General features: G+C 56.9%; 6 protein-coding genes. 5 read left to right on the top strand and 1 reads right to left on the bottom strand.

The window, feature by feature from the left end:
- Positions 1–185: 185 nt before the first annotated feature.
- The gene (locus DW024_RS06195; protein WP_117640398.1) at positions 186–1,829 is read right to left on the bottom strand and encodes a hypothetical protein; all 1,644 of its coding nucleotides are present in this window, start codon (positions 1,827–1,829) and stop codon (positions 186–188) included.
- Positions 1,830–2,098: 269 nt separating this feature from the next.
- Between DW024_RS06195 and DW024_RS06190 the strand changes: the two genes are divergently transcribed.
- From DW024_RS06190 to DW024_RS06170, 5 genes are all read left to right on the top strand, one after another.
- Positions 2,099–2,836 carry a hypothetical protein gene (locus DW024_RS06190; protein ID WP_117640397.1) on the top strand — a complete coding sequence of 246 codons (738 nt, stop codon included), beginning with the start codon at positions 2,099–2,101 and terminating at the stop codon, positions 2,834–2,836.
- 44 nt (positions 2,837–2,880) lie between these two features.
- Positions 2,881–3,087 (top strand): hypothetical protein, encoded by a 207-nt coding sequence (locus DW024_RS06185; protein ID WP_117637090.1) that lies wholly within the window; start codon positions 2,881–2,883, stop codon positions 3,085–3,087.
- A gap of 60 nt (positions 3,088–3,147) precedes the next feature.
- Positions 3,148–4,917 carry an AAA family ATPase gene (locus DW024_RS06180; RefSeq protein WP_158572172.1) on the top strand — a complete coding sequence of 590 codons (1,770 nt, stop codon included), beginning with the start codon at positions 3,148–3,150 and terminating at the stop codon, positions 4,915–4,917.
- A gap of 131 nt (positions 4,918–5,048) precedes the next feature.
- Positions 5,049–8,999, top strand: coding sequence for a hypothetical protein (locus DW024_RS06175; RefSeq protein ID WP_147352057.1), 3,951 nt, complete (start codon positions 5,049–5,051; stop codon positions 8,997–8,999).
- On the top strand, positions 8,983–10,878 hold the full coding sequence (locus DW024_RS06170) for a hypothetical protein (RefSeq protein ID WP_147352056.1): 1,896 nt from the start codon (positions 8,983–8,985) through the stop codon (positions 10,876–10,878). Before DW024_RS06175 ends, DW024_RS06170 begins: the two co-directional genes overlap by 17 nt.
- The last annotated feature ends 127 nt before the right edge of the window (positions 10,879–11,005 follow it).

Here is an 11,005-nt window from a genome sequence, read left to right as displayed (position 1 = left end):
AACGGACGCTAGGGAGCCACCCTTACACCAACATTTTCGACGCGATCGTTAGGGACCTGATCGCGGGCGAAGAGGCGGCCAAAGCCAGTTCGAAGTCTGTTGAGGATCTCTAGCTGCTGCGCTGAACGGCGTGCCTGATCGGCAGACTGTCGGCAAAAGTCCGGACAGTCTGCCGGCCTCGGTCGCTACATCGTTCCCTTGCTCGCAGCGTAATGTTCCGCCTGCTTAAGGGCGTCCTCGTAGGCGCGCTGCTTTGCTTCGTACTCTAGCGCGTAGCGCTCCTGCTCCGCTCGCCCGGGAACAGGCACGGTCATGCTTCGCAGGTCCATTGGGGCAAGTTGCACAAGCGCGTCTCCGTGCGAGGTGTCCGCCAGTTTCTTCTGCCCCTCATCGGACGACAGGTATGCCAGGACAAACTGGGCAAGCAGCTCGTCCTCAAAGGTAGCGCAGAACATGGCGTCGCAGGGGACAATGCTCTCAAACAAAAGACCGCGCTCCACGGGGCGCTCAGAACCGACAGAAAAGTGGCCTGGCGTGATGAGGGCAAGCTTGAATGGAGGCCCGACGCGTGATATGAGAAGGCTCGCCTCGCGGGCGTCGATCGGTTTGGCCTTCCGAAAATCTTCGTAGTCTACACGGCTTACATCGTAGATATCTGTATCGGGGACACGCTCAAGTACATCTTCTGCGGCAATGATTGCGCCATCATGAAGATGCTTTAGCGACAGGTAGTAGCAGTCGTGCTGTTGGTAACTGTCTGTCGGATCTGATTCGGGCAGTTTGGTTACAACGCTGCGGGCGGTGCCGCGGTAGATTGGCGCTAGCGACCCAAGGGGGATGAACATTCTCTCGTCGAACGATCCGCTCTTTGTATTGGGTAATAGGGGATAGATGCCGTTGCCCTGATCCTCGAGCCGATGCCAATAGACTGGATTCTTTTGATCGCCGTAGGCTCGGTCGACGGAATCGAGGAGCTGGTGCAGAATCTCATCGGTCATTTGCTTGTCGTCAAAGCTCCTGCCGTCAAAAAGGAAATACGGATCATTGGGCTCGCCGTCGCCAATAAAGAGCAGCGCGCGACCCTCGGCCTTTTTGGCAATGGTGTTGGGAAGAAGCACAATGCTCTTTAGCAGGCCGAGGTCACAAAGAAGGCGACGTCCATCTACGGCTCGCGCCAGATTGAACAGACGGTCCGAAATCTGAATGACGGCCGTGGCATGGGACTGAGAGCAGGCAATGGATGCCGCAAGAAAGATGTAGTACCACTCAGTGACCGAAAGCAGATCGGGGATGCCTGCGCTGCGTTGCAGCTGCTTCGAGCGCGTTCTGAGGAAATCCAGGACTCGCGCATTTGCCGCATCGATAGATGCCGGGAATTGGGATAGCGGTCGTAGCTCGGGGGGCCTGCAGTAAATGAGTGCTGATTCGTACGTGTGAGAGGCTGCGTCCTGCTCGTAGTCGTATAAAAAGATATTCTCTTCGATGGCAGTAAACGTCGACGTCGGGACTTTGACTCGGTTTTTGCAAACGCAAGCGGGCACATAATCCCATTCGTCGGTTGCTTCGTTGTAAACGCGGTCCTCAAACTCAAACGAGGCGGCCGAAGGTCGCTTGAGGTCAATCCCCAAAACAGACCACGAGGGGCCATCGACGTGCTCGCTCGAAAACTCAAAATCGCGACAGCACAGTTCAATGAGCCTTTTCGTTCTCGACGAAGGCTGATATTTCTCGACCATATGAGACACAAGATCCGATAGATATCGGCTCATATATGGCTTGAGATCTTCGTTTAAGCGAAGAGTTGCAAATTCTGCTTTAGTTTTGAGCATGCGCACCTCCTGCATATTCCCTATATTGCGCGGTTCGCTGACTGGCCCGTCGCGGCTCAATTGCCTTCAGTCTACAAGAAGAGCAGTTGCGGCGTTTTTCAGACGGGGCACTCAAATGAAAAAGAAAAAAATCGAATGGTGCGTATGAGGCCGTACGCATTGGGTAATATTTCGCTAGATACTAACACTAAGAGATTTGCATATCTCCTAGTTGTATCAAGCTACAGTGGATAAACCAACTAGTTGTTTCAGCAACGAAAGGACAGCTAATGAACGGATACGACACGTATAGGATCGAGCCAGACGCTCTCAAGAAGCCAACAACAGTGAATATTTTCGGCATGATTCTGCAAACCCTCTTTGCGGTTGTGCTGTACGTTGTCGCCGTCGACATGATGTGCTTGCTGACGACGTGGCTCGGCGGCTTTATGTTCGAGATTGGCGAGGGCAACACGGTGATTCCGCTCCATTCGTGGCGCCTGGTGGCGTTTAGGGCGTACTGGGTTGTGCTGGGCGTGGCGGTCGTTGCGGCGCTTGCCCACAAATGGATTGTGCTGTTAACGGGAGAGCGCGAATCCGACATGTGCGAGCTGCTCGGTGCAATTGAGGGTGCGGGCGCATTTGCATCCGTCGTCTGCGCGATCGTCTGTTTGCTGGGCTGTGCCGCCGCATTTGATTGGTGGGCTGGCGTTACCGGAAAGATGGCTTCGGATTCCCGCGCCAATGATTATCTGCTTTGGGCTGTTGTCTTAACAGTCGGAACGATTGTCGAGTGGCGAATTGTCGAAGGAGTTCTCAAGGCTTTATTCCCTCATGAGTGCTTGTTCCACGGGCTTCGCTTTGCATCTGCCTGCGTGGTTACTCCTCTGCTCGCGCTTGTGCCCACAGCACTGGTCATCGTCGTGTGCGCGGTGGTGGTAGGCCTTTTTGCCGGGATTGTGTTCGCATCGCTTGCGATCCCCGTGGTTATCACGGTTATTGGCATTGCCATCGCTATGAGTCGCTAACCCACAACGCAATCCAAATATCTCGCATAAAGAAAGGAACGACCATGTCGGTATTCTCTAACGCTCAAAAGCTTCTGCTGCTTGCCGTACTTACCGCTCTTATGGCTGGTGCCCTGATGTACGAAGTGTTGCATCCCACACTGTTTCCGCTGCTCAAGCAGGGCATTTTGCAGCTGCTCTACCACATTCCGGTCTTTACCCAGCCGGGCAACGTGATCTATCTGGAGTCGGCGACATCGCTGGCACTGTAGTGGTTTAAGGGCTCGGCCCACATCGAAGGAAAGAAAACCAATATGGAAAGGAAGGCGCCCATGACTCAGAAGCAGTATCGAAACATCGATCGCTACCAGGACTTGCTCAATCGAATTGCGCCTACGCGTCTGGTGGAGCAGACGCGTCAGAGTGTTATTGGCCACGAAGGAAGCTTGGAGGCCTTTGTGACGGCGCTGAGCTTTGAGGTCAACCGCTGCGTGATGTTGGCACGCGGCGCCGACCCGCGCGACGTTCTTTCGCCCGCTGCCATTTTGGTGATGGGTTCCACCGGCACGGGAAAAACCCACACCATCAAGGCCGTGGCAGATGCCGCGGGGCTCAAACTGTTCGTGTTCGATGTCTCCACCATGACGGGCGAGGGCTGGCGCGGTGCCAGCATGAGCAACTGCCTGTCGCAGGTCGCGGACTATCAGGCTGCCAATCCCGGCGAAATTTGCTTGGTGCTCTTTGACGAGTTTGACAAGGCGGTTCGTGCCGAGCCCGATGGGGGCGAAGTTGCATCGAGCTTTAGTCCATCGCAGTCGTTCCTTAAGCTCTTGGAAGGCGGGGAGATGCCGTTTGAATGTGATACCTCCAAGAGTGCGGCTATTAAGACGCTCAACCTCGATCAGGTTGTTTGCATTTTGGGCGGCGCCTTTATGGGCTTGGATGCTCTGGTGCGCAAGCGCCTGAGTGACAAGTCTGGCACCACGGTCGGCTTCGGATCCTCGTATGCCGCCGTGCGCACCGCCGCAAAATCGGCAAACGAGCTGCGAGACAGTGCGACCATCGAGGATGTTGAGACTTGGGGTATTATGTCCGAGCTGTGCGGGCGCATTGGCTCGGTGATTAACTTTAACGCCTTGAGCGTGGACGATCTGGTCCAGATTGCGTATGAACAGTACCTGCCCAAGTACAACAACATGATGGGAAATGGCGCCAAGATGGAGCTGATGGCAGATGCTGCTCGCCTTGCGGCGAAGCGCGCGGTTAAGGAAGGTGCCGGCGCGCGCGGCATGCTCCGTCAGCTGCGTCCCCTTATGATGTACGCCTGGAGGGACATGCGGGAAGATACCTATATTTCCCGTGCGACCTTGGTCGTGAGCGACGGGGAACTTGCGGTTGCGTACGAGCGCTCTCATGAGCCGCGGGGCTTTTTGCAGGAAGAGATGGGGGAGAATTCGCCCTTTCTGAACGGGAGGGAGATTGAAGCCCTGACGCTGGTGAACAACTGGATGGAGCATGAGGACGAGGACGAGCATAAGCCGTATCAGCCTGAGTTTGCTTGGCTGGCGGATTTGGTGGACGGCTCGGCGCTCGACAAGATCGTGCAGGGCGGCAAGGCATTCGATCTTGCTGGGGTGTTGTTGCGCGGCGTTCCGTTTGATGGGCCGGAGCGCATTGCCGCCCACGAGCTGCTTAAGGCGTGCGCCTGCTACAACGACGTGCTCTATGCCGATCAGGACAAGTATCGCAACCTTGCCCAGGTGCTTATGCTCACCAAATTGGTGTACAAAAAATCGCCCGATTGCTTGCTGAGCCCGATCGATGTGGTTATGAACGGCACGACTACGGGCAACGGTTTTCAGGGTCTTGGCGAGTGGGTCGATGCCGTGAGCAGGTCCGAAAAGCCTTCGTTGGAAAAGTGGCAGTACCTGACGGCCGGGGAGGCCCTGCGGATTTACGACCACTTTAGCAAGCGCCCCGACCAGGTTAAGGAGCTTGCCGCCAAGGTGTCCCTGATGCGTGTCGCCCTTGCAGTGATGGACGTTGAGGAGCGTGAAGCATTGGAGTGCGATCTTGAGAAGCTGCTCGCTTCGTGCGAGTAATCGCCGACTGCCTCTCTTCCCTTTCTTTCCTTTTCTCAAGCGGCATGGATGCCGCTCAACCGCCCTGCGTGAGTTTTTGTCCGCACGGGATGGTATTCAACACATGCAACAACTAAATCGGAGGTTTGACCATGGCTACGTGGGAACTGAGCTGTCAATCGAATCCGTCGTCTGCGAGCGACAAGGAACTTGTCCCCTATCTTGCGCGCCAAAAGGCGATGCGCGAGTTTTTTGAGCGTGCGCTGTTTGTCCCACAGGACCAGGACGGCGCCAAGGACCAGGACAACAACGGCCTGTACTTTTTGGGCGCCACGACGGGCTCGGGTAAAAACTACACGGCCGAGCAGGTCACGGCAGACCTGATTGCCGGCGGCTGGGATGAGTCGGGCTGTTTTAATAAATGTCGCGGTCGCCGTACCTTGGTGTTTGTGGTTCCGGGCAAGGACAACCGCGACAACTTTGTTGCAAACGTGCGCGAATTGCTGGCTGGCCAGGGCATGGATCCCAAAGATGCGGCGCGCATGGTGTTCGATCTTCCGCGAGCGGGCGAGAACATTACAAACTGGATCGATGCCAGGTTTGACAAGGGCAGCATAAAGCCGCGCGATATTTCTTGCCCCTTTGGAGCGAAGGACGAGGCCGTTCTTCGCGACATTACGCACGCGTGGAACAGCGCAATGGAGATCGCCGATGATCTTTTGGGCATTTTGGACAAGAAGGAGCGTCTGGGAAGTGTTGTCGACTGCCTGACTCCGGGGCTGTGGGATAAGCTGGCGTTGGCAGACGCGAGCTTGCGCCGAGCGGTGGGTCGTGGACGTCAGAGCATCATACGTGGCTTTGAGGTGATTCCCCAGATTTGGCCCTCGGCATTGCTCAACGATAAACGCACGCCGCATGTGATCGCGTGCACGCCGCAAAAGCTCGTCAATAGAATCGATACGGTGACAGGCGCGGGTGTCGTGTTCTTTAATGCATCGGTTGCCGATGAGTGTCTGTTTGTCTTTGACGAGATCGACCATGCGAAGGCCGACATGCTGTCGATGCTAGCGGCGGACCATATGAAATTCCAGCCCGATGAGATGCTGCGCATCCTTGACCGTCATTTTAATGGTGGCGTGGTGGATCCTTTGCTGCTGGGAAATCGAGGCCAGTGGATGGCGGTCTATACGCACGCCTCGACCTCGGGCGAGCACGAGGGGTCAAACGCGGCAATGGGCAAGGTTTCGCGAGCGAGCGTCGAGGAGACTGCCGAAGAGATTGCCAAGGGTGCCCAGCGTATTCAAAAGATGATCACTGCGTGTATTCAGGATATGGAGCTGCAGCAGCCTTTTGCCCTGTCTGACGAGGCGAAAGACGAGCAGCTTGCCGGTCGTCGTCTGTTTGGCAACGACGATGTCTCGGTGGGCGATGGCCTGTCGAAACCTTTGCGCTATGAGCTCGATGCTCGCCGCAACCGCAATGTGATTACGTCATGTGGGACGGACGAGCAGCAGACCGTCAACAAGGCGGTGCGCCGTGCGCGCGGCCTCGTTAGGATGGTAGTGGGCCATCTTGCCCGCTGCGCCACGCTTATGGACAGGCTGTACTACGGCAGCATTTCGTACAAGGACGATCTTTCGCGCAAGAATATCATCGATGCCCTGGGCATTAGGAACGACCAGACCAACGAGAAATACTTCTGGAATTCGCTGATGCTGGCGCTGTTCTTTAAGGATCGCAAGAACGACGAGATCGATGCCGTTGACGATTCGATGTACGCGCGCGGTGTTAACTACCTGGTGATGGAAACGACCATCGACCATATGTTAACCACGTACCTGACCAATCATGGCATTGAGCGCATGCCCGAGGCGTATCTTGCGTCCATTGCCGCCAAGGCTCCCTGCGTGTGCATGAGCGCTACCTGGAATGCGCCGACCATTAAGAACTTTGACCTTGATTACCTGGACGAAGTGCACGGCGTGGTTCGTAAGGATGCTTGGATCGACGAGCTGAACCAAGAGATCGTGCGACAGACCAAGCTATTCAACAAACAGGCGGCAACGGTGTATGACGTCGACGTCGTTTGGGTTGACGAGTCCAAGAAGCTTGCCGGCATGGCGGCCGTGGCCGGCGGCGCCTATGGAGGCGGTATCGTGTCGCCCGACGAGGTGTACGAGCGTGCGATGGAATTCTTTGACCAGATTGGCGTGAGCGAAGGGCTTGCGGTGTGCCTTCGCCGAAAGATTGCCGACAGGGTGACCACGAGCGATGCCGAAAGCATCGAGTTTGAACTCAAGCGTCTGAGCAAGACGCTCGTTGCCGTGAGCGCCTGGGCGCGTGGCGTGGCGCGCAGTGAGCAGCAGGCGGGAGCCATCTTTACGACACGACACATGGGAAACCATGGCGACTTTAATAGTTTGGCACTGGATCTTGCCCGAGAAATCGTTGCCGAACTGGTGATTAGGAACGTTAAGCACCCCGAGGCGTCGTACGAGAAGTCGCTCGAGGAGGCCAAGGATATGGTTCCGTGCTTTAATGCCTCCGGCTGGGAGGAGGGCTGGCGCGCCGCTCAGGAACGTCTGAAGAATGGCGAGCCGACCCTGATGTTTATCAACCTTGCCGCTGGTGGCTTTTCCAAGAATCTTAAATACGAGGTGCCGGAGAGCCTGCGCGACGCGGTGCGCCAGGTCGATTGTGGTTTTGACAACGCTGAGCGACACCCCAAGATGGACCTCGATTTTTTGTACGTGGAGTCGCCTACGAGCCGTTTGACCTGGGGAGTCGATATGAGCTCAAAGAAGTTTGACCAGCAGGCACTGCTTGGCGTGGTCGAACAGGAGGAGCTCGTGGCGCGCGGCGAGATTCCGTTTATCCAGAAGCGCCATCGCGTGCGCACGGTACTGGCGGGCGTCGGTGGAAAACTGCCGGTGCGCGACACCCTCTCTTACCAGGTCGAAGGCGCTCGCATCGTGACGCAGGCCGTGGGTCGCTTGATGCGTACGAGCGTAAAGATGCCGCACGTGCAGGTGATGCTCGATCGCGAAATCGCCGCCGATTGCGATTTTTCGTTCTTGCACGATTTGCCGATGGGCTACGAGCTGGAGCAGGTGGTTGGCGCCTGCGCGGCCGTCAACAATCACATGGCGGACAAGAAGCAACACGCTGCCAGCAAGCAGCAGAACCTCGCTGCCTTTAGGAACAACCTGGCAAAAGAGAAGCACGAAAAGCTGGCGTGGAAGGTCACCTCGCTCGATGCGCGCGAGGAAGACCTGGCCGCCTTCGATGACGAACGCGACTTTTATCTGCATCATTTTTGCCTGCCGTGGGAGGATCTCGCTAGCTATCCTGCGCGCAAAAGCACCGCACTGCACATGCCGTTCGCCGCGAGTGGCTATGCGTATGCGCAGGGCGGAGCGTGTAAAGTGCCGCATTTTGAGTTTCCCAGCTATGAGGGTGAACCTGTCGAGCAGATTGCTGCCCGCCTGGAGGAGCGCTGCCACTACGACGAGGGATTAAAGGGCGCGAAGGTTCGCCAGGTAAGCCAGGCGGCGGCCTGCGTGCCCGAGCTGCTGTCGATTCAGGAAGTGCGCGAGCGTTGGTCGCACGACGGGGTGCCTGCGATGCCGCAGCCGGCGGCGACGGCACACATGACGCCCTATATGTTCCAGGCGGTGTACCTGGGAGAACTGGGAGAGTCTGCCGGTAGGGCTATCTTCGAGGCGTATTACGATGGCCGGTATTCGCTTGCTCGTGGTGATGCGGCTCATGCCGAGACAGGCGGCGATTTTGAGGTGCTCGATGCCGCCGGTAACAAGACCGGCGTGTGGATCGATTTTAAGCACTATCGCATCGGCGCCTACGAGGCCTACAGGCGCTCAGGCGGCGAGACTACGGATGCCGAGCGCTTTAAGGCAAAGGCTCAAAAAGTTGGGGCGAAGCGCCTGTTGATCGTCAATGTTTTGGCCGATGAAGCGGCGCTGGAGCTCCGTCAAAAGCCGATCGATGGCGAGGGGATGGTGTTCTCCTTCCCCTATATGGCAGCTGATGGAGCAATCAGTTTGGAGATGATGGAGGCGATCGGTCGTGCAATCGAAGCATAGCCAGCCGTGTGGCTTGGGAGACATCGCTGTGTCCGAGCTCGTATTGCAGCTCGATGCCGCGGCTGCCGAGAAGCGCTACTCGGTCTTTTGGTGCAACGTCGGCGATGCGGACAAGCATGCCGTGGCAAACTTTATGGCCGATGTGTGCCAGACAGGTAAGGTCGTCGCGCTTACGCAGCTCGAGGACAACCGCGTCTTTCTGATGGTCAAGGCGGGCGCGCAGACGGGTGACCTGAGCGCTTCGCTCGACCATGAGCAAATGGTTCCGATTAAAACTCATTGGAACGAGCTGGATGATTACATCGCATTGCGTCTGCTGTTCAACTCGTGCTCGCAATTTGAGGGGATCGAGGACGAGATTCCCAATGATACGGGGCACTTGTATGTTGTAAGCGCCAAGGGTGCTCGCCGCGACGCCATTGAGGAAGCTGGAACGGGCCCTGCCAAGATTGAGACGGTCGAGACCGTTATCAACGAGGATTGCACCTTCGAACTTAAGATCCGAACGTTTACCAAGCGACGGGTGCTCATCGGTCGTGCGGCAGGCGACAAGAAGGAGCTCGAGAAGATTAACAGCCAGGTTGGTTACAGGCTGTCGCCCGTGGCTTCGGTGGTGCTGGCTCACGGACAACGTGACGAGTACATCCTGCGCCGCGCCAAGGGCGATAAGCCGTCCAAGCGCCGTGATCTTACGTTTTCGGCCCAAGCGGAAAAGGTCGCCTATACCAAGAAGGGCATCCTGTACCGAGAGCTGCAGATTCTTGAGCGTCGGTACAGCGATTTTGCCCAGGTGTCGCTCAGAGAGTATCCGCGTAAGAGCTTCTACGAGGTTTTGAAAAGCGAGCAATATGCCCGCGTGGTTGCGGAACGTTCGGTGGGGCAGCGGGTCGTGGTGTCGTTTGCGCGCAAAGGGCTTGCCGGGGTCGCGCGCAAACTCGCCGATCGACTCAGCGATACCTCCTGGGATGTGCGCGCGTCGTATGACGGCGGAGTTGTTGATCCGTTGGCTTGGAATCTGGTTGTTGTGCCTAACGAGGTTGCCGAGAACGATGGCTATGCCCTGCACGCTGGGGTGGTGGAACAGCATGTGACGCCGGATGTGTGCGAGCCGCTGTTTAAGGCGGCGTCGAATGCAAAGGTGCGCGGCGCACAGGAGGGGATCCTGGGGGCCATGCTCAAAGAGCTGCTGGTTAAGCAAGATGTTGCCGACGGACGGGTGAGGGCGTTTGACCTTGGCTCTTTTGGCGTTGGGTCGGTGACGGTCTGCGGCGTGGCCAATGTTGCGCGCAAGGAGAAGGATAAGGTTGAGCTGGATGAGCGCCTTGCGACGTTGACGATCGGTGCGGACGGGGCCATGGACTACGCCTCACATCCGATCGAGGACGGTCCCGTGGACGAGATGGAGCTTGAGCTGCTGACGGCCGAGGGTAAGCTCGACAAGGACGCCTATATCTTTGACGTGCGGGCGGGCGGACGCGCTATGCTCGCACGCGTGCGGGATACGGGCTTGACGACCTTCTCTAGCGACTTCGTGAACTTGGTGCGCGATTACCAGCTTACGGGTAAGGCGGGTCGTAAGAAGGAGTTTTTCGAGAGTTACAACTCGCCCTATTACGGCATTGGAACGTTCGAACGCGCAGGGATGACCTGCTACTTTGTCGGCGTCAACAACGGCACCAAAGAGGATGTGGCAACGGCGATCCATGTACGCTCGATTGAGGTGCTCGAAGGTGATGATCTGTCCGAGCTGCTGGTTCAGCTGGTCAATGTGGGGCTTTCGCGCTACGGAGCTCCCTCCAGGTGGCCGATTCCGGTCAAGTATCTCAACGAGTGCGCTGCGCGTGAGGGCGCGGTGGGGGATGTCGGTGGCGGCAAGTGATGGTGTCGCGCAATTATCGCTCCTAGAACTTTTTGAAATTATGCTTGCATTGTAAAAGGGGAGAACATATACTGCAGCCATAGCACATCAGATGGGGTCTCAAAAAGAGACCAAGCAAATGAGTTTT

This window comes from Collinsella sp. AF37-9 (genome assembly GCF_003475115.1).
Taxonomy (GTDB): domain Bacteria; phylum Actinomycetota; class Coriobacteriia; order Coriobacteriales; family Coriobacteriaceae; genus Collinsella.
This window is presented reverse-complemented; position numbering and strand designations above follow the sequence as displayed.

What these genes read in the sequence shown, in the direction of transcription:
- DW024_RS06195 (WP_117640398.1), bottom strand. Translation starts at nt 1,829, where the DNA reads ATGCTCAAAACTAAAGCAGAATTTGCAACTCTTCGCTTAAACGAAGAT.
- DW024_RS06190 (WP_117640397.1), top strand. Translation starts at nt 2,099, where the DNA reads ATGAACGGATACGACACGTATAGGATCGAGCCAGACGCTCTCAAGAAG.
- DW024_RS06185 (WP_117637090.1), top strand. Translation starts at nt 2,881, where the DNA reads ATGTCGGTATTCTCTAACGCTCAAAAGCTTCTGCTGCTTGCCGTACTT.
- DW024_RS06180 (WP_158572172.1), top strand. Translation starts at nt 3,148, where the DNA reads ATGACTCAGAAGCAGTATCGAAACATCGATCGCTACCAGGACTTGCTC.
- DW024_RS06175 (WP_147352057.1), top strand. Translation starts at nt 5,049, where the DNA reads ATGGCTACGTGGGAACTGAGCTGTCAATCGAATCCGTCGTCTGCGAGC.